Below are 20,254 nucleotides of genomic sequence, written 5' to 3'. Positions count from 1 at the left end.
AACGCTTATTTAAATTGAAATGTGATCTAGATTCACTGTAAAGTATTGTCGTTTGATAAGCCGCACTCAATAAGAATGAAGTAAGGAGAATGGGGTATGGCTGACAATATAGCCAAGTTAGAACTACCAGGGAACGATTCAATCGAACTGCCTATTAAAGAAGGTACGGCAGGTTTTGATGTAATCGATATCAGTAAGCTAGGTAGCAAAGGTCACTTTACTTTTGATCCAGGATTTCTTGCGACCGCATCCTGTGAATCAGCGATCACCTACATCGACGGCGAAAAAGGCATACTGCTTCACCGCGGTTACCCAATCGATCAGTTGGCAGTAGAGTCTGACTATTTAGATTTATGTTATTTGCTACTCTACGGAGAGTTGCCAAATAAAGCTCAATACGACACGTTTGAGCACACAGTAAAAACTCACACCATGGTAAATGAGCAACTTGCAGCCTTCTTTAGAGGCTTCAGACGTGATGCTCACCCAATGGCAATGCTATGTGGTGTAACCGGCGCGCTTTCGGCGTTCTACCAAGATTCTTTGGATGTAAACGATGAACGTCACCGTGAAATCGCTGCATACCGCTTAGTATCAAAGATGCCAACTATCGCAGCTATGTGCTACAAGTACTCAATCGGTCAACCGTTTGTTTACCCACGTAACGAGCTTAGCTATGCCGGTAACTTCCTAAGCATGATGTTTGGTGTACCTTGTGAAGAATATAAGGTGAATCCAATCGTTGAACGTGCAATGGATCGTATCTTTATCCTACACGCGGACCACGAGCAAAACGCTTCAACATCAACAGTACGTTTAGCTGGCTCTTCAGGTGCTAACCCGTTTGCATGTATTGCTGCAGGTATTGCATCACTTTGGGGACCAGCACACGGCGGTGCTAACGAAGCATGCCTAAACATGCTCGAAGAGATTGGCACTGTTGATCGTATTCCTGAGTTTATTGCACGTGCTAAGGACAAAGAAGATCCTTTCCGTCTAATGGGCTTTGGTCACCGTGTTTACAAGAACTTCGACCCTCGCGCGAAAGTGATGCGCGAAACATGTCATGAAGTGCTTGCTGAACTTAAGGTCAACGATCCACTTCTAGACGTAGCAATGGAACTTGAGCGCATTGCACTAGAAGATGAGTATTTCGTCTCTAAGAAGCTTTATCCAAATGTTGATTTCTACTCAGGGATCATCATGAAGGCTATCGGTATTCCTACAAGCATGTTCACTGTACTATTCGCCCTTGCGCGTACTGTCGGTTGGATTGCCCACTGGAAAGAGATGCTAGATCAGCCAGGTCACAAGATCAGCCGTCCTCGTCAGCTATACACTGGTGATGCTAAGCGCGATTTTGTAGAGCTTGATAAGCGCGATTAACCTATATGATTTAGCTGTCAGTTTAAGCTCGTCACTTAAATGACTGATAAATTGATCGAAAGGCACTCATTGAGTGCCTTTTTTATTGCCGCGCTTTTTATTTGTATATTTTTAATCATGAAAATAATTCTGGTTAGGTAACACGTCAATGCGCTCAAAAATCACTTCTTTCAACCCTCCACATCTGTGTAACCCAAGTCGTAGTCACCGCAAGCCATTACTAAAGTTCTTATAGCGCTTAATTGAGTTGTAAATAAGCCAAAGACTAGGCACCTAAAAGGAAACCAATTGTAACCTTTGTTAAAAAAACCAACATTTAAACTTTTTCACTAGATAATAATTAATTTAATTTTAAGAAATAAACTTAGAAGCACATAAGCTATTGTTAAGTAACAACTTAACAATGTGGCACGCATCATGCTTTATCAGGCTTATTGGAACAATTAAATTAAGGTCAGCTTACATGGAAGCGTTGAACAAAAAACACATTATTCTCCCCTTATTATTGGGCGTATCACTTTTAAGTGCTTGTGGCAGTGAAGAACAAACTAAAGAAGAAGAAAAATACGCCGTCCCAGTTGAAACTGCCACGGTGATCCAAGGCGATGTTTCCTCTTTTTACAGCACAACCGCGACGTTAGAAGCGCCACAAGAAGCTAATGTTGTTACTCGAGTCGCAGGGCTGATACAAGAATTAAAAGTTGAAGAAGGTGATAGAGTTAAAAAAGGTCAACTACTCGCGGTTATCGACTCTAAAAGACAGAAATTCGATTTAGACCGCTCGCAAGCCGAAGTTGAAATCATCGAGCAAGAGCTCAATCGCCTTAAGAAAATCAGCAATAAAGAATTTTTCAGCGCCGACTCAATGGCAAAGCTTGAATATAACCTGCAAGCAGCCATGGCCAAACGTGATTTAGCAGCACTTTACGTACAAGAAAGCATGATCCGCTCACCAATTGATGGCGTTATCGCAACGCGATTTGTCAAATCGGGCAATATGGCAAAAGAGTTTGATGAACTATTTTATGTGGTCAATCAAGACGAACTATACGGCATAGTGCATTTACCCGAGCAGCAATTACAACACCTTCGCTTGGGCCAAGATGCCCAAATTTTTGCCAACAAACATACCCAAGAAACCACCCATGCCACAGTGCTTCGTATAAGCCCGATTGTCGATGCACGAAGCGGTACCTTTAAAGTCACCCTCTCTGTACCCAATCAAAATGCGACGCTTAAAGCGGGGATGTTTACTCGCGTGGAACTAAAGTACGACACCCATAATAATGTTATCACAGTGCCTTATAACGCATTGATTAATCAAGATAACGAGTATGCCCTTTATGTTCTCGAGGGTGACAATGTTAATCGCCGCAGTGTGTCTCTCGGGTACCGTGAAGCCGATACGGTTGAAATCGTTAGCGGTATTCAGCCTGGCGAGCAAATCGTTGTCCGTGGTCAGCAAAACCTTAAAGACCTGTCATTAGTTGAAGTGATCAATTCAACAGATCTAGCGTCAACTAAATAGCTTAGAAACTGCGGAGCACCTTATGTCTATTATAAAAACAGCAGTAAATCGACCGGTCACAGTGTGGATGTTTATGTTTGCGGTGATCCTTTTCGGCATGGTGGGCTTTTCTCGCTTAGCGGTAAAGTTACTGCCTGATTTAAGCTACCCAACCATTACTATTCGTACACAGTATGTAGGGGCGGCACCCGTTGAAGTAGAGCAACTGGTTTCAAAGCCGATTGAAGAAGCGGCGGGCATTGTAAAAGGCCTTAGAAAAATCAGTTCGATTTCGCGCTCAGGTATGTCTGATGTGGTACTTGAGTTTGAATGGGGCACAGATATGGACATGGCAAGCCTTGATGTGCGAGAAAAACTCGACACCATAGAACTACCTCTAGATGTCAAAAAGCCTTTGCTACTGCGTTTTAACCCAAACCTTGACCCCATTGTTCGTTTAGCGCTTTCAGTGCCAGAAGCGAGTGGTGCAGTCACTGATGGCATGAGTGAAACCGAGCTAAAGCAGATGCGAACCTACGCAGAGGAAGAGCTAAAACGCCAACTAGAATCATTATCAGGTGTTGCAGCAGTAAGGCTTTCAGGTGGTTTACAGCAAGAAGTCCATATTCAACTTAATCAACAAAAACTCAGCCAACTCAATTTAAGTGCGGACCTTATTCGCAATCGTATCGCCGAAGAAAACATTAACCTGTCTGCCGGTAAAGTCATTCAAGGAGACAAAGAGTATTTGGTTCGTACTCTAAATCAATTCAACTCGCTCGACGAGCTCGGACAAATAGTGGTTTACCGTGATAAACAAACATTAGTGCGCCTATTTGAAGTAGCAACCATTGCCGATGCCTTTAAAGAACGTAATGACATTACTCGCATAGGCGATAAAGAATCCATTGAACTCGCTATTTATAAGGAAGGCGATGCCAACACGGTTGCAGTGGCGCGTAAAGTGACTGATGAACTCAATAAACTCAATCAGCGCAACCCTAAAGGCGAGCTAAAAGTTATTTATGATCAGTCAGAGTTTATTGAAAGTGCAGTTAATGAGGTCACGAGTGCAGCACTAATCGGTAGCCTACTTTCTATGCTGGTTATCTATCTATTTTTACGCGATATCATTCCAACATTAATTATTTCTATCTCAATCCCCTTTTCGGTTATTGCCACCTTCAACATGATGTATTTTGCCGACATCAGTCTCAATATTATGTCACTGGGTGGCATAGCCTTAGCCGTTGGACTCTTGGTCGATAATGCCATTGTGGTATTGGAAAATATCGATCGTTGTAAATCACTGGGTATGAGCAAACTTGAGGCAGCTTTCACTGGCACCAAAGAAGTTGCCGGTGCGATTTTTGCGTCAACACTTACAACCCTAGCCGTGTTTGTGCCACTGGTATTTGTCGATGGTGTCGCTGGCGCACTTTTTTCAGACCAAGCGTTAACGGTTACCTTTGCCCTACTCGCATCGCTACTTGTGGCATTAACCACCATCCCAATGTTGGCATCCCGCGAAGGCTTTAAAGCCCTACCACCGTTACTTGAAAAAGCGGCTAAGCCAAAGCCTACAACAAAAATAGGCAAACTAAAGCATTACAGCGCCACCGTATTCTCCTTTCCTTTTGTATTGTTATTTAGCTACTTACCGAGTGCGCTGTTAACACTCGTGCTTATTGTTGGTCGTAGCCTGTCATGGTTAGCAGGTCTGGTGATGCGCCCAATAAGTGGTGCATTTAATTGGGGCTACAGCAAACTTGAAGGCGTATATCATAAACTATTAGCAGCCGCGCTAAAGTTTCGGGGACTCACTTTAGCGATAGCCTTGATGGTCACAGCAAGCGCCGCCCTACTTGTACCCCGTTTAGGCATGGAGCTCATTCCACCGATGAACCAAGGTGAATTTTATGTAGAGGTATTATTGCCACCAGGCACCGAAGTTGCCCAAACTGACCGCATTTTGCGTAAATTGGCGCTATCGATAAAAGATCGCAAGGACGTTAAACACGCTTATAGCCAAGCAGGCAGCGGCGGACTGATGACCTCTGACACCTCTCGAGGCGGCGAGAATTGGGGACGTTTGCAAGTCGTACTTAGCGATCATAACGCCTTTGATGCGGTAGCAAATAAGTTACGTGCAACCGCTATGCGAATTCCTGAACTTGAAGCCAAAGTGCAGCACCCAGAACTATTTAGTTTTAAAACACCACTTGAAATCGAACTTGTTGGTTATGATTTAGCTCAGCTTAAACAAACGGCAGACAATCTTGTTGATGCACTGGGTGATTCTGAGCGTTTCGCTGATATCAATACGAGTCTACGCGACGGCCAACCTGAGCTAAGTATTCAGTTTGACCATCAACGTTTAGCAGCTCTGGGAATGGATGCGCCAACGGTAGCGAACCGGATTGCCCAGCGTATTGGCGGTACTATTGCTAGCCAATACACAGTTCGTGACCGCAAGATTGATATTTTGGTGCGCAGTGAAATTGATGAACGCAACCAAATAAGCGACATCGACTCGATGATTATTAATCCAAATAGCAGCCATCCAATATCACTTAGTGCAGTAGCAGATGTCAGCCTAAAATTAGGTCCGTCTGCAATTAACCGTATCAGTCAACAACGCGTTGCTATTGTGTCTGCCAACCTCGCTTATGGTGATTTAAACGATGCTGTATTAACCGCTCGTGAGATTTTGGCAGCGCAAACTCTCCCCACTTCGATTCAAGCTCGATTTGGCGGACAAAACGAGGAGATGGAGCACTCGTTTAAGTCATTACAAATTGCACTCGTATTAGCGGTATTCTTAGTTTATTTAGTGATGGCAAGTCAGTTTGAATCTTTACTGCACCCGCTACTTATTCTCATCGCCGTTCCTATGGCTGTTGGCGGCAGTATTTTTGGCTTGTTTATCACTCAAACTCACTTAAGTGTGGTGGTGTTCATTGGTCTTATCATGCTCGCAGGTATTGTTGTGAATAACGCCATTGTGCTAGTTGATCGAATTAATCAACTGCGCCAAAGCGGTGAAGATAAACTGAGTGCAATCTCAAACGCGGCTAAATCGCGCCTACGCCCAATCATTATGACCACCATGACCACAGCGCTAGGTTTATCGCCAATGGCATTTGGCCTAGGCGATGGTAGTGAAGTTCGAGCGCCAATGGCAATAACGGTTATCTTTGGCTTATGCCTCTCTACCCTGCTTACTCTTGTGGTTATCCCTGTGCTTTATGCCGTCTTTGATAGGAAGCAGTTTGCTAAAAGTAGCAACCAAAGCAGTGCAACTAATAAGCCAGAACTTGAAGGAGGCCAAGCATGAATATTACCCGCTTAGCCTTAGCACGCCCGGTCACAACCACGATGTTTTTTGTGGCAATACTATTATTCGGTCTTGCTTCAAGCAGATTGTTGCCACTGGAAATGTTTCCCGGCATCGATATTCCGCAAGTCATTGTTGAGGTGCCTTATAAAGGTTCAACTCCCGCTGAAGTTGAACGCGATATCACCAATATATTGGAAGAGTCATTAGCTACTATGGGGGGCATTGAAGAGCTTCGTTCAAGCTCTTCGCAAAATGGTGCTGAAATCGACCTAAGAATGAAATGGGGCGAAAACGTTGCGACTAAAAGCTTAGAAGCCCGTGAAAAAGTCGATGCGGTGCGTCATTTACTGCCAAAAGATGTAGAACGAGTGTTTATCAGGCAGTTCAGTACTGCTGATATGCCAGTGCTCAATCTGCGTATATCCAGCGACCGTGAATTATCAAGCGCCTTTGACTTACTCGATAAACAGCTTAAAAAGCCTCTTGAGCGGGTAGCCGGTGTATCGCAAGTCACCCTTTACGGCGTTGAGCAAAAGCAGATTGAAATACGTGTCAATGCCGACAAACTGGCTGCAAGTAATATTTCAGTGCAAGCGCTTAATCGCCGTTTACAACAAGAAAATTTTGTTATTAATGCCGGCGTATTAAAAACGCAATCTCGGGTATACCAAGTGTCGCCAAAGGGCGAATTTAAAAACTTAAATGATATCAATGTACTTGTCTTGGCACCGGGGATCACCCTTGGCGATATCGCAACGGTCAGCTTTTCGCTACCAGAGCGTTTAGATGGGCGCCATTTAGATCAAAATTATGCGGTAGGTCTAGATGTATTTAAAGAGTCTGGCGCTAATTTAGTTGACGTCTCTAAGCGAGTAATGAAGGTCATTGATGAAGCTAAACAGAACTCACAATTTGATGGTATCAAACTGTTTGTCATGGAAGATCAAGCTTATGGCGTGACCTCTTCACTTCGCGACTTACTTGCAGCTGGCTTAATTGGCGCACTACTGTCTTTTGTGGTCTTGTATCTATTCCTACGCGATTTGAAGATGACCTTAGTTATTGTTTCATCGGTACCTATTTCCATCTGTATGACTTTGGCTGCTATGTACTTTTTAGGTTATAGCCTCAATATCTTATCTATGATGGGCTTATTGTTGGCCGTAGGTATGCTGATTGATAATGCAGTAGTGGTTACTGAAAGTGTATTGCAGGAAAAGCAGGCTAATAGTGACAACCGTTCTGACGCTACTGCCACATATTCTCCTAACCAAGGAATAAAAAGCAGCGCGATTTTACGTGGTGTCGATAAAGTTTCACTTGCAGTACTAGCGGGAACACTCACCACTGCTATTGTTTTTTTACCGAATATTTTCGGCGTTAAAGTCGAATTGACGATTTTTTTGGAGCACGTTGCAATTGCAATTTGTATCTCACTCGCCGCTTCTTTACTGGTTGCAAAAACACTACTGCCGCTGATGCTCAGTAAACTGAGTTTTAAAGTTAAGCCCGTCGCCAAAAAGAGCCGCTTACAAACAGGCTATCAAACCAGCCTTAATTGGATTTTGGCTCACCCACGTATATCTGGGGTTTTGGCGCTAGTGATATTGGCATCAACAGCCCTACCACTGAGTATGGTCAGCCAAGATCAGTCTGATGGCGAAGGCAATAATCGTTTATATATCAATTATCAAGTCGAAGGCAGACATAGCCTTGATGTTACAGAGGCGATGATCACCAAAATGGAAACTTACCTTTATGCCAATAAAGACAAGTTCCAAATTGACTCGGTATACAGCTACTTTTCTGCAGACAGAGGCCAATCAACACTGATCTTAAAAGACGATACCGAAGTTGATATGAAAGCACTGAAAAAGACCATACGCGAAGGCTTTCCTAAATTTGCGATTGCCAAACCGCAATTTGGCTGGGGCGGTGAAAACAATGGTGTGCGGGTGTCATTAACCGGACGCTCTACCAGCGAACTTATCCGTATTAGCCAGCAAGTGGTGCCGTTACTCAGCGCAATTGATGGTTTAACCGATGTGCGCTCAGAACTTAACGGTGCCCAGCAAGAAGTGGTGATCCGCATCGACCGTCAAATGGCCGCTAGACTGGACTTAAAGCTAAATGAAGTGGCTTCCAGTATTTCTATGGCGCTACGTGGTACGCCTTTACGTTCATTTCGCCACGATCCAAGCGGTGAACTCCGCATTGAAATGGCCTATGAGCAACAATGGCGTCTATCCCTAGAGAAACTTAAACAGTTACCGGTGATCCGTATCGATAATCGCGTATTTACCTTAGATAACTTGGCACAAATTGAGATCTTACCGCGATTCGATACCATAAGGCATTACGACAGGCAAACCGCGCTGTCGATTGGCGCTAACCTCGATAGCCTAACAACTGAAGAGGCACAGGAAAAAATCACACAGGTTATGGATAGCGTTAACTTTCCTGCCGGTTATGGTTACTCCCTTAGAGGTGGCTTTCAAAAGCAAGATGAAGACGAAGCCGTCATGGCGACAAACATGATTTTAGCAATCGCGATGATCTATATCGTAATGGCAGCGCTATTTGAGTCACTCTTGCTGCCAACAGCAATTATCACCTCGATTTTATTTTCAATAACCGGTGTATTCTGGGCCTTATTATTTACTGGCACCCCCATGTCGATTATGGCGATGATAGGCATATTGATTCTTATGGGGATAGTGGTAAACAACGGCATAGTATTGGTCGACCAAATAAACCAAATGTCACCCGCGTTAGATGAGCTGTCAAATGCGATTAGTGCTGTGTGTTATACAAGATTGCGCCCTGTATTGATGACAGTTGGCACCACTGTACTCGGTTTAGTGCCACTCGCGATGGGAGACACCCAACTTGGTGGCGGTGGCCCTTCATATTCACCAATGGCCATTGCCATTATTGGCGGCCTGACATTCTCAACGGTAACCAGCTTGTATTTAGTGCCACTCTGTTATCAAGCGCTTTATAGAATGAGACATAACAGTGCTATTCGTCTCGGGCAAGCCGATAGGTTTTCAAGAAAGGTTTTGCCTTGGATGAGTGGCGCGCATTAACTTGCAAATAATGGGTCCCAATACAAGGGGCTAACATTAAAAGATAGCATTAACTTATGCCATTAACGGCTAATCTAAAAGACTAAAACCATGACTAGGTTTTAGTCTTTTTTATTCTATGGCTGCATATAAACGCTAGCTTTTGTGCGTTTGGCAAAATAACTGTTTATAAAATAAGACAATATGCAAAATAGAATTTGTTATCCTAGCCTCACTTAACCGCACAGATTAAGGGCCTGCGCCCCCATATCGTTTACCTTTAACATGACAAGGATAATCATGAAGCCGTTTGGGAAATATGCCTTAATTGGACTAGTCGCTGCTATGCTAATCAATACTTCCGATAGCCAAGCGAAAGAAACGACTCCAGCACTCGATGCGACCCAATGGAGTTATGCAACGGATCCATATGGCAGTACTGCCACATTTCGAAATCAAATGATCACTGATGAAGGTGTTTGGGTTAAGTTCAAGCGGATCCCAAGAGTCGATCCACAACGTAACTCTTGGGTTGAAGTCATTTATTCTCCTGAAGCCACCAGCTTAACGGGAACTAAAAAGATCCGCCTTACCTATAAATGCGACATACCATTACTGATTAAGTTATCGCAATCTCACTACGGTAAAGAAGGTGACAAGACTTATGCTCACTACCAAACAAAGCTTCCAGCAAGCAATGACTGGAATACTGTAGAAGTCGGTTTTGATACTTTTTCTCGCCCAGACTGGACACCAAAAAGTTCGGTAGATCATGGCATAATACTAAATGAAATCAATGCACTCTATTTAACGCCAAGTATGACAGACAAGCATGGTGGCAAAGCAATCTTACAAGTACAAGCAATTAGCTTGATACAATAAACACTGTTGAAAGCTAATATAAAACAGCAACCGGAATACTGTTAGTAAAAGTGCTAAATCGTAAGCCGAGCACGTCATAAAATTTAAGAGGGGGTCAGGTAGATACTTTTTCTCATAAAGAGTAAGTTACTAAATCCCCTTCCGATTAATAAAAACAATTCGAAAAAATGATGATTTAGCATAAGGAAATGCATAAATGGTAAATACTTTCTCAAAATTAGCGCTTTTATTATTTACAGTTGTAATTCCACTGCAAAGTAGTGCTGTTGAAGTGCCAATAATATTTGACTACCTGCCTAATTGTGTAGCAGACGACTTAGGCGTAATTAAAGTCATTTCACAAGAACCTGAAAGCAATATTCAACAAAATAAGAACTTACAGAATAATGAAAAGCTCAACTCTCTTCGTTTAGCTTTATTAGCGCTAACAAAAGAAGCTAAACGTAAAGGTGCTGATGCAGTCATAATAACTAATGTTAACCACCATATAACAAAGCACGAAAATGATAAGAAAAGTCAATATACAAAAATTGAGGCAAATGGGTTTATCATGTGTGCTAACGATAAATCTTTGTCAAACACCCCTGCCCCTTATAATGCAAAAGGCTATCAAGTAACTAATTATACTTATGAATTGACATTCATACCGAATTCGTTAGAAAAAAAATCCGCTTATGACATTGCTAAAACCATTAAATTACCTGAAGAAAACGTTTCTATCTCAACAGGAGCATTTGGAGTAAAAATTGGAAGCAACTTTGCTGAAACAATAGCAAAGCTTGGCCCACCAAGTATTGAAATTATCCTAGATAACAATCAAATCTTATATGGTTATGGCAGACGACTATGGTTTACATTTAGAGAAGGCTCACTCATTAACATTACTTCGAAACAAACTATATTAAGTGGTGCAGGCCTTAACAGTTTAGGCTTCAGGCCAAAATTTGATGAAAGTTTATGGAAAATTGAAGGCGTTGCCGTAAAAAAAAGCGATATAACAAAGGTCAAAGATGTTCTTACATCCACCGATTTCCAACTCGCATCAGACCAAATTTTACTGAAAAAAAAGGATCAAGAACTTGTTTTAGACTTTAACAGTTTCAGCTCAACCGCAACATATGAAAGCCAATTAAAACTTGCTAATTTCACCTTAAGAACTTCAGATAAAGAATCTTCAGGCAAACCTAAACAGTTACCTCAACAACATAAGCAATGGTTATTAAATAAATTCTTATCACCTACTACAGCAGGTCAATTTACTCTTAACGAACTAAAACAACGTATTCCATTCACCCATAAGATCAATATAGCAAGTGATTACAACACATGGTTACTGATAGGCAATCACATCTTAATTAAGTTTGATGAACAAGTTCCTAAGCAAGTAAAAATCAGTGAATCTTTATTTTCCGATACTAATGAACATTCTTTCTTAAGCAGTATTAGCTTACTAGAAATTCCATTGTCGAAAGCAGAAATGATTGATCAATATAATGAAGCTGTCGATAACTATGACATAGTTGATATAGAAACCACTACATATTCTTTGCAAGCAAGATATGACTCTTACGAAGATGATGCCCTGCTATATGAACTAGAAATATCCTATTTTTAACAAAACTGCTGCCAACAAAAAAGCGCCATTAAGGCGCTTTTTTAGTGCAACTAAACTACTCAGCTAACGGTTCAGCTTTGTTTTCAAGTAATACCGGAATGCCGTCATTGATAGGATAAGCCAACTTATCAGCCTTGCAGATTAACTGCTGCGCTTCTTTATTGTATTCAAGTTTGCCTTTACACACTGGACACGCAACGATTTCGAGTAATTTTTTATCAAATGCCATTTTGAATGCCTTTACTTATCTGCTACTAACTGATCAATTTTAGTCAGTAGTTGTTTATCAAATGAGGAAGATAGCTTCGCATCAACTGCGAGATACCACCAGTTATCTTTTGCAAAATCGCGACATTTCACCGCATCTTTTTCTGTCATTACTAAGATTCGACCATCTGCCAGTTCAGTCAAAACAGATTCTTGGTAATCACTATGATCATCAAAAGCTTGAGCCTGTTCGACGTCATAACCTTGTGCTAATAATGAATCAAAAAACCGCTGTGGATTACCAATCCCAGCCATCGCCACAATAGAATCACTCTTTGTAGGAACTGAACTACCATGATGCAGTGCTGACACAGGCAACCACTTGGTGGGCTCTAATGTCATTAATTGTTCATTAGCAAGTGCATCGCCACCATTTACAATAACATGGTCAACACTACCTAAACGCCAACCCCCTTCACGTAGAGGGCCTGCAGGCAGTAACATTCCATTACCTAAGCGGCGCTCACCATCAAGGATCACCAATTCAATATCTCGTGCTAACTGATAATGTTGCAGACCATCGTCGCTGATGATGATATCCACATCAAAGTCTGTTAATAGCTTATTCGCCGCATCGACTCGTTTAGCCCCTACAACCATAGGCACGACAGTGCGAGCAACTATCATTGCTGGTTCATCACCAACGCTATCGGCCGAGTCTTCAGGCAATACCGCTCTCACACCGTCGATTTCAACGCCATAGCCACGGCTAATCACCCCGGGTTTCATGCCATGGCTGCGCAGCAATTCAATCAAGTAGATCACCGTGGGGGTTTTACCGCTGCCGCCAACAGTAATGTTACCGACAATAATCACCGGCACGGGAAGTTTAATCGCTTGCTTTAGTCCAATTTTAAAAAACAGTCGTCTCGTTGCTGTAATAAGAGCAAATAGCAACGATAAAGGCCACAACACAAATCTCAGCGGGTGACCTTGATACCATAATCGATTAACCCAAGACTGCATTTAACTACCAAACTGCATTTGATACAGGTTGGCATATACCCCACCTTGAGCCAATAAGGTTTCGTGGTTACCACGCTCAACAATCTTACCTTGGTCAACAACCAAAATCTGATCAGCGCTTTCAATGGTTGATAAGCGATGGGCAATAACAACAGAAGTTCTGTTTTGACGTAAATTATCCAAACCTTGCTGAATCGCTTTTTCAGACTCGGTATCAAGCGCTGATGTCGCCTCATCAAGAATAAGTACTGGCGCATTACGTAAAATGGCGCGCGCAATAGCAATACGTTGTCTTTGGCCACCAGAAAGGTTTACCCCGTTCTCACCAATTTGGGTATCTAATCCCTCAGGCATAGGCTCAATAAACTCCATTGCGTGAGCAAGCGTTGCCGCCTCAATGATCTGCTCTCGAGTCGCTACGCCCGGATAAGCATAAGCGATGTTATTGGCGATAGAGTCATTAAATAATGTCACTTGCTGCGATACTAAGGCCACTTGGCTGCGCAGGGTTTTCAGTTTGTATTCGTCAATATTATACCCGTCTAGGGTAATTTCACCGGCTTTTAAGCCGGTGTAGAATCGAGTAACTAAACTTGCAATGGTTGACTTACCAGAACCAGAACGTCCTACTAAAGCTAAGGTTTGTCCCTGCTCTACAGTAAAGTCGATACCATCTAAGGCTAACTTTTCTTGTCCTGGGTAGCTAAAGTTCACCTGGTTAAATGATAAATCACCTTTTACCCGCTCAACTTCAAGTGTGCCTTTATCGCTTTCAGGTTCGGTATCAAGTAATTCAAATACCGTCGTACAGGCTGCGATACCACGTTGGAACTCAGCATTCACTCGGGTTAAGTTTTTAATCGGTTGCAACATCGCCAGCATAGCTGCAAGAATCGTGGCGAACGTACCTGCGGTAAGCTCGCTTTTCATACTGTCTAGACTAGCGGCATAAAGCACAAACGCTAAAGCAAATGAACCAATAATCATCACTAAAGGTTGACTAATAGCCTGCGCTGTCGCGAGCTTCATTGTTTGGTAACGGTTTTGATTATTGACTTTAGCAAAACGCTCAGCTTCTGTTTGCTGACCACCAAAAGACAAGACGTTTTTATGGCCTTTAATCATCTGCTCAGTTGCTGCAGTTACGCCGCCCATTGCCGTTTGAATTTGCTTAGAGACTTTACGAAAGCGACGACTCACCACTGTGATAACTAACCCAATCACAGGGCCAACCACTAGAATCACTAACGATAATTTCCATGAAAAATAGAACATAATCGCTATCATGCCGATGACAGTAATACTGTCGCGTACAATCGTTATCAACGCACTACCCGAAGCGCGAGCAATCTGTTCGGTATCGTAAGTCACACGAGAAATTAAGTTACCCGTGTTCTCTTTATCGATATAACTCACAGGCAGTGTCAGGTAATGCTCAAATACTTCCTGACGCATATCCATAATCACCCGAGCACTCATATAAGAGATACAATAAGTCGACAAAAAGTTTGCTAAGCCGCGAAGCGAAAATAGGCCAATAACCACAAGAGGTGCTATCAGTAAGACGTCACTTTCTGAGTTGAAACCTGCACCAGTACCGAAATCAATACTACCTATGCCTCCAGCTGCCTGTGCAGCTTGGCCGGCCTGACCGCCAAAACCTTCATCAATAAATGGCTTAATAACTGCGATAAACGTTGCATCCACAAGGGCATACATAGCTAGGCCAAAAATGGCTAAAGCCAGCACTGCTTTAAGAGGCTTTAAATAACCCAGTAAACGCTTAAATACAGTCCAGACTTCATTTTTAGGAGATGTTGTCATTGAGAAATTAACATATTGGCAAAAGAAGCATTCTACTCCGGATTTTGCATCTGACCAAACCTAAACACTTGGTTATACCAAAATGGTGCCAAATCTGTTCGATATGTACGCACTTTCATTGATTGTTGATTAAATATAATACTTACCTGCCCCTCTAAACCTGTTGTAAGAGATGGAATATTTCTATGTTGGTAACGCTCAGCCACTTTTTGTTTAGGAAAACCGTAACGATTATTAAATCCCGCGGGAAATACTACTAATTCCGGTGCAACAGCATCAATAAATTCAGCACTTGATGAAGTATTACTACCATGATGAGGCGCAATCAATAGCCGACTCTGCAGCTGTTTATCTTTAAATTCTGCGACTAATGCAAGCTCTGCTTGTTTTTCTATATCACCAGTTAAAAGCAGGCTATTGATGTCATCACTTACTTTCAATACACAAGAGCCATTATTTCCTTTTTGCGGCTGATTTGGCGCAATAAAGTCTAACTGTAAATGCTGCCAGTCGAGTTTATGGGGCCGGCAGGCTTTATCAGGTTTATTACTGTTTTTATATTGGCTTTGACTAACATTTTGGCTTTGGTTTGGCGCTTTGTTTTGACTTGAATTTGCACTACTTGAACGCAGAGAAGTCTTGGCACTGCTGGATGATGATTCATCAGTGTTACTCTTTAATAAAAAGTCAGCAATCACTTTAACGCTAGAGTAGCTAGCAAGCATATAGTTTACGCCACCAGCATGGTCATTATCACTGTGGCTGACCACCAAATAGTCGACATCACTAATGCCCCTGCTGACTAAAAAAGGTTGCAGCGCCCGCTCAGCATAGCTAAAAGTTTCGCCATAACGCGCACCAGTATCGTATATGACGGCTCGTTTATTTTGTTCAATAACAACAGCTAATCCTTGACCAACATCCAACACATGTACCTGCCAGCGGTTATTAATGACAGGCGAATGCAGCCTTAATCCACCATACATTATCAAAGGCAATAGCATCACAGACAACACCAGCCGCCAATGTGTATTCTTAATATTCAGCATTAAAAAACAGCCAATAGAAGCGACTATCAACACCGCAAGTAGCTCATCAGAAATCACAAGCCAGGAAAAACTAAACTCGGTAACTATCGCCAATACAACAACTACAGGCTCCATCAATAATGCTGATAGTTCAAACAACCAATAGCCAGAAAGCCCTAATGCGGTAAACGCCATAAAACTAACTAGCGATAATAAGCTAATAGGGATCAATACAAAGCTAAACCAAGGCACGAGTAACATATTCACTAAAAGGCTTGTAACAGATGTGCCGGCAAAGAAAATAGCCTGAATAATGCCTAATGCAATGGTTAACCTCCACTGAACTGCCCAAAACATCTTAAGCCCGTTATAAAGCTTAATTTTATTTGGCTTAAAATAGCTTTTACTTGGCGCTTGTTTTGCTAACTGATTATCAGGCTCCGCTCCAGAAGTTAAAACTGTAGCGTTTGCCATACTCGTTACCGCATTGGCTCTGGATACCGTCAGTAATATGATGGCTAATGCACTAAAAGAGAGCCAAAAACTGGCACTTAAAATACTGAGAGGATCAATAACTAAGATAATAAATAGTGCATATAACAAGCGTTCCCAACTTGATGAATAACGACTTACTGCACTAAAAACAATGAATCCAATTAGCATAACTAGTGCACGCTGGGTAGAGACAGCAAAACCCGCTAGATAAGCATAAAAGATTGCTCCAATACCGGCCACTAACAAGCATATAAGCCAATTACGCCGACTATTGATGGGGACTAGTCGATAAAGTATTAGTCTTGCCAAAAGAAGCAGCCACATAGACACCACAGATAAATGTAACCCAGATATTGCAAACAGATGCCCTGCACCGCTACTTCTAAGTTCTTGCCAACGTGCCTTACTGATTAGAGACTTATCACCTGAAACTAGCGCGAGAATAAGATCTCCACTTGAATATGATTTTAAAACAGGTTTAAGTTGTGCGATTAGTTGGGCTCTGTAGGAGGGACTATCTTCAATCAACTCAGCACTAATAACACTTCCCTTAGCTATAATATGTTTAGCGAGAAAGTTCTTTTGCTGATTGAAACCACCTTGGTTGAGGATACTGGTTATAGGTTTAGGTTTAGGTTTTATTGTCAGTAGCCAGCGTTGACCAACTGAAACTTTCGGTGGCTTTTGCCAAAATAAACGCAGTTTACTTTGTACTATTTGGGGTGAGTTTAACCCAAGCAGAACAATATCCACGCTAATCCAGTCGCGATTTGAGCTAACTAATGATACTATCTCGCCCTCAATATTTAGTGCTTTGCCATATTCGTCTGTACTCCAGCTCATTAATAACGAATAGAAAACACTGAACCAGCCTATCGCTAATAGACTTCCAGCGATAAATGGAAAACGCCTACAGGCTGTAATAACCACTACGATTAGTAAAGGTAGGATATATAGACTAACCAAGGATGGCCAAAACATTGTAGAAACAATGGTGATGCAGTAGCCGCACATAAATCGATTCATAGTGCATTAAGTTAAGACAGCAAATAGAAGTTATGCCAAAAAAATTTATTGAAAAATTCATGCCAAAACCTGAAACATTGCGCGAACATAAACACTTGCGCATGTTTGGTGATCTACTCTTAAAACCCAATTTATGGACGTTAAACCGCCACTCAGCCCCAGGAGCGTTCGCGGTAGGCTTATTTGTTGCCTGGTTACCGATGCCTTTTCAAATGGTGTTAGCCGCAGCATTAGCAATATTGTTTAATGTCAACTTACCATTATCAGTCGCGTTGGTTTGGATCACCAATCCAATCACCATGCCATTCATGTTTTATATTGCTTATTTACTCGGCGCGACATTACTTGGCCATGAACCGCAAGCCTTTAAATTCGAAGCAAGTTGGCATTGGGTGCAAGCCTCACTCGAAACCATTGGCCCACCATTTTTATTAGGCTGCGTGGTTCTAGCTGGTATTTTTGCGCTGTTAGGATATTTTGTGATCAGTACTTTATGGAAGTATTCAGTACTGTTTAAATGGAAGAACCGCTACAAAGAGTAAGAGTTCGACTGTGGGACGTTATACTTTGAACAAGCTAATTTTTGGCTCAAGGTAGATCTGCACAAACCAATATAAAGCTACCGCAATAAACTTGGCACGCCATAGATTTTAGTACAGGATTCAAAGCCAAAAAAGCAGTCTTAATGACTGCTTTTTTATTGGCTAACTTATGATTTACTGCTGTTTAGCTAACACGCTTTTCATCGACGGTACTACTGTTGTTGGATCTAACCGAACTTGATACCAATTAACTCGCCAGTCTAAATGCGGGCCTGTTGAGCGGCCTGTTGAGCCAACTTCAGCCACTTTATCGCCTTGTTTAACTACCTGTCCCGGCTCGACGTAAAGTTTACTTAAATGCAGAAAACTTGAGCTCACACCATAACCATGATCAATAATCATTGTTCCACCAGAATAAAACATATCAGGCACTGAAAGAGATATAACCCCATCAGCTGGCGCAACAACTACTGTTCCAGTTTTAGCCGCAATATCAACACCGTAATGCGGTGTACCAGGTTTACCATTGTATATACGTTGGCTACCATACACCCCAGTTACTCTCCCAGTGAGTGGCCAGATAAAATCCTGATTGAAAGCATCGCTTGCTGTAAATTGCGCACGCGCAGCCTTAACTTGTTTAGAATCCTCAGCCGCTCTAGCTTGCGCTTTGGGGTCTGGCTTCATAATTTTCTTGCTGATCCCAGTAATATTTTGGATCTTATATTCGCGCGGCTTCACTTTTAAAGGTTTTAGCTCAGTTAAGCCATCAGCATAAACTAGTTTAAGCATTTGCTCTGCTTGCGCGTCACGGGCAAAACCAAATACAAATTCGCCTTTATCATTAACTTTTACCACTTCGTCATTGAGAAATACTTCAGTACCTGGCTCAACTTTAGCGCGAATAAGTGCGCCTTGAGATAACTCACCATTTAACTCGACTCCAGCAATGGCCTGCATCGCCAAACTAGAGAAAACACTCGTCAATATAATTTGTACTAAAGGTCTCAAAGCGACTCCTTATTGCTTTTTTAATCGTTTAACGATGGCTAAGTATCAAGTTATTTTGCGCTGCGAGTGGCAATAGCACCTTTACCAACACCTTCAAATGCAATCACTTTGAAATCACTCATAGGCTCTTTATCAGATAAGGTTTGCGCCATATAGTCGGCAAGCAGCTCAACCGTCGTATCGTGAGGCAAAATATCGCATAACGCTTTGGGCATCGCTAGTTGAAAATCCCCTTGCGGTGCTTGATAGTGAAAACCAAAGTGAGTGTCATCTTTAATGTCTGTTTGCGGTGACAGCTCTAAAGAGCTGACTGAAACTTGATCTTCAATCGTCCCTAAATAGATATCTTGCCAACGCTTAGCCCAATATTCATCCCACTTAGGTGCAGCTACGCCATTTTCAAACACGGTAACTGGGCTGCGGTGACCATGGGCAATGCGTTGACAATTGCCATCGTGCTTTTTCAAGCCATGGCTATAGTGATAAAAAGGCGCATCGTGAATTTCATTGCGTAACGTCAACGAAATCCCTTCGACATTGTCCGGGAGTACTTCTTTAAGCGCTTGCTGTAGAAACTTATTTACGCTTTCAAAGTCAATCATCTCACTTGGGATTAGCGCAAATGCTTGAGATGGGCACGCTAAGTGGATATCACCTTTTTGGCTTGAAAAATCCATCCACACGCGGTCACCTTGCTGTTGCCAACGCACTTCACTAAAAGCCGTAGGAATAAGCAAACGGTGATCAGCAACATCATCAATGGTATTTTTGATAGTGCGCTTCACTTTAGCAAAATCGAGCACCATGTTTTGTTCATCGAGACCACCATCAAGCAGCACATCCACAATCCAGCTTTCACCGACCATGCCTCTAATTGGACACAAATATGAAAAATCGATTACGGTTAAATCTTTAACAAACAGTTGCATTTTCGCTCCTAGGTAGAAAAACAGTCTACCTGTCATAGTCCATACAGCATATGGCCGCAGGATGAATGGTGTTTTAAAGGCAATAAACTGCCCTTTTACATTGATTGCTGTAGCTTACATTGAACCGAACTAACATTCGACTTTTTTAGTATTAACAGTGTGGTTTTATACCAAGTGCAACTGTTTCTCAATTTGCGCACTTTGAAGAAGATAATAGTGTTTATACAAGTAAAAGATCCACCTTCTGAAGAAGGTGGCTTTGATATAACTCCCTAAAAGGGAGCTTTCCTGCCGTGCGTTAACAAGACGCCGTAAATATATCCCTATAGGCTCTACTAAATCATCCCTGATTTAGAAGCTTGTACCGC

The 20,254-nt window shown here is 42.2% G+C and carries 13 protein-coding genes; 7 read left to right on the top strand and 6 right to left on the bottom strand.

All coding sequences use genetic code 11. From position 1 onward, the window contains the following. The first annotated feature begins 96 nt into the window (after positions 1-96). The 6 genes from MSG37_RS17290 to MSG37_RS17265 all read left to right on the top strand — a co-directional run bounded on the left by MSG37_RS17290 (position 97) and on the right by MSG37_RS17265 (position 11,798). The gene (locus MSG37_RS17290) at positions 97-1,386 is read left to right on the top strand and encodes a citrate synthase (protein WP_248471920.1); all 1,290 of its coding nucleotides are present in this window, start codon (positions 97-99) and stop codon (positions 1,384-1,386) included. Between the two features lie 463 nt (positions 1,387-1,849). Then, on the top strand, positions 1,850-2,914 hold the full coding sequence (locus MSG37_RS17285; RefSeq protein ID WP_248471919.1) for an efflux RND transporter periplasmic adaptor subunit: 1,065 nt from the start codon (positions 1,850-1,852) through the stop codon (positions 2,912-2,914). Positions 2,915-2,936: 22 nt separating this feature from the next. Continuing rightward, positions 2,937-6,230: an efflux RND transporter permease subunit gene (locus MSG37_RS17280; protein WP_248471918.1), complete on the top strand. Its 3,294-nt coding sequence runs from the start codon at positions 2,937-2,939 to the stop codon at positions 6,228-6,230. Continuing rightward, positions 6,227-9,322, top strand: coding sequence for an efflux RND transporter permease subunit (locus MSG37_RS17275; RefSeq protein WP_248471917.1), 3,096 nt, complete (start codon positions 6,227-6,229; stop codon positions 9,320-9,322). Before MSG37_RS17280 ends, MSG37_RS17275 begins: the two co-directional genes overlap by 4 nt. Before the next feature lie 279 nt (positions 9,323-9,601). Continuing rightward, complete coding sequence (locus MSG37_RS17270) at positions 9,602-10,183, top strand: hypothetical protein (RefSeq protein ID WP_248471916.1); 582 nt, start codon at positions 9,602-9,604, stop codon at positions 10,181-10,183. 196 nt (positions 10,184-10,379) lie between these two features. After that, positions 10,380-11,798, top strand: coding sequence for a hypothetical protein (locus MSG37_RS17265; RefSeq protein WP_248471915.1), 1,419 nt, complete (start codon positions 10,380-10,382; stop codon positions 11,796-11,798). A gap of 55 nt (positions 11,799-11,853) precedes the next feature. Here the strand turns inward: MSG37_RS17265 and MSG37_RS17260 are convergent, their stop codons facing one another. From MSG37_RS17260 to MSG37_RS17245, 4 genes are read right to left on the bottom strand one after another with little or no spacing between them, the layout of a single operon-like run. After that, positions 11,854-12,027: a Trm112 family protein gene (locus MSG37_RS17260; RefSeq protein WP_084221416.1), complete on the bottom strand. Its 174-nt coding sequence runs from the start codon at positions 12,025-12,027 to the stop codon at positions 11,854-11,856. 11 nt (positions 12,028-12,038) lie between these two features. Then, on the bottom strand, positions 12,039-13,031 hold the full coding sequence (gene lpxK / locus MSG37_RS17255) for a tetraacyldisaccharide 4'-kinase (protein ID WP_248471914.1): 993 nt from the start codon (positions 13,029-13,031) through the stop codon (positions 12,039-12,041). Then, complete coding sequence (gene msbA, locus MSG37_RS17250) at positions 13,032-14,855, bottom strand: lipid A export permease/ATP-binding protein MsbA (RefSeq protein ID WP_248471913.1); 1,824 nt, start codon at positions 14,853-14,855, stop codon at positions 13,032-13,034. It lies immediately after the preceding gene. Between the two features lie 32 nt (positions 14,856-14,887). Next, positions 14,888-17,404, bottom strand: coding sequence for a DNA internalization-related competence protein ComEC/Rec2 (locus MSG37_RS17245; RefSeq protein ID WP_248471912.1), 2,517 nt, complete (start codon positions 17,402-17,404; stop codon positions 14,888-14,890). 32 nt (positions 17,405-17,436) lie between these two features. On the opposite strand from MSG37_RS17245, the gene MSG37_RS17240 reads away from it, so the two are divergent. After that, on the top strand, positions 17,437-17,946 hold the full coding sequence (locus tag MSG37_RS17240) for a DUF2062 domain-containing protein (RefSeq protein ID WP_248471911.1): 510 nt from the start codon (positions 17,437-17,439) through the stop codon (positions 17,944-17,946). Positions 17,947-18,120: 174 nt separating this feature from the next. Here the strand turns inward: MSG37_RS17240 and MSG37_RS17235 are convergent, their stop codons facing one another. Beyond that, positions 18,121-18,906: a M23 family metallopeptidase gene (locus MSG37_RS17235; RefSeq protein ID WP_248471990.1), complete on the bottom strand. Its 786-nt coding sequence runs from the start codon at positions 18,904-18,906 to the stop codon at positions 18,121-18,123. 101 nt (positions 18,907-19,007) lie between these two features. After that, positions 19,008-19,886 (bottom strand): 6-carboxytetrahydropterin synthase, encoded by an 879-nt coding sequence (locus MSG37_RS17230; protein WP_248471910.1) that lies wholly within the window; start codon positions 19,884-19,886, stop codon positions 19,008-19,010. Positions 19,887-20,254 lie beyond the last annotated feature (368 nt).

Source organism: Shewanella sp. 1CM18E (assembly GCF_023161665.1).
Lineage (GTDB): Bacteria > Pseudomonadota > Gammaproteobacteria > Enterobacterales > Shewanellaceae > Shewanella.
This window is presented reverse-complemented; position numbering and strand designations above follow the sequence as displayed.

Bases quoted from the DNA above. Each gene is read 5' to 3' on its own strand.
- MSG37_RS17240 (WP_248471911.1), top strand. From the start codon at position 17,437: ATGCCAAAAAAATTTATTGAAAAATTCATGCCAAAACCTGAAACATTG.
- MSG37_RS17245 (WP_248471912.1), bottom strand. From the start codon at position 17,404: ATGAATCGATTTATGTGCGGCTACTGCATCACCATTGTTTCTACAATG.
- MSG37_RS17260 (WP_084221416.1), bottom strand. From the start codon at position 12,027: ATGGCATTTGATAAAAAATTACTCGAAATCGTTGCGTGTCCAGTGTGT.
- MSG37_RS17235 (WP_248471990.1), bottom strand. From the start codon at position 18,906: ATGCAGGCCATTGCTGGAGTCGAGTTAAATGGTGAGTTATCTCAAGGC.
- MSG37_RS17275 (WP_248471917.1), top strand. From the start codon at position 6,227: ATGAATATTACCCGCTTAGCCTTAGCACGCCCGGTCACAACCACGATG.
- MSG37_RS17290 (WP_248471920.1), top strand. From the start codon at position 97: ATGGCTGACAATATAGCCAAGTTAGAACTACCAGGGAACGATTCAATC.
- MSG37_RS17280 (WP_248471918.1), top strand. From the start codon at position 2,937: ATGTCTATTATAAAAACAGCAGTAAATCGACCGGTCACAGTGTGGATG.
- lpxK (WP_248471914.1), bottom strand. From the start codon at position 13,031: ATGCAGTCTTGGGTTAATCGATTATGGTATCAAGGTCACCCGCTGAGA.
- msbA (WP_248471913.1), bottom strand. From the start codon at position 14,855: ATGACAACATCTCCTAAAAATGAAGTCTGGACTGTATTTAAGCGTTTA.
- MSG37_RS17230 (WP_248471910.1), bottom strand. From the start codon at position 19,886: ATGCAACTGTTTGTTAAAGATTTAACCGTAATCGATTTTTCATATTTG.
- MSG37_RS17270 (WP_248471916.1), top strand. From the start codon at position 9,602: ATGAAGCCGTTTGGGAAATATGCCTTAATTGGACTAGTCGCTGCTATG.
- MSG37_RS17265 (WP_248471915.1), top strand. From the start codon at position 10,380: ATGGTAAATACTTTCTCAAAATTAGCGCTTTTATTATTTACAGTTGTA.
- MSG37_RS17285 (WP_248471919.1), top strand. From the start codon at position 1,850: ATGGAAGCGTTGAACAAAAAACACATTATTCTCCCCTTATTATTGGGC.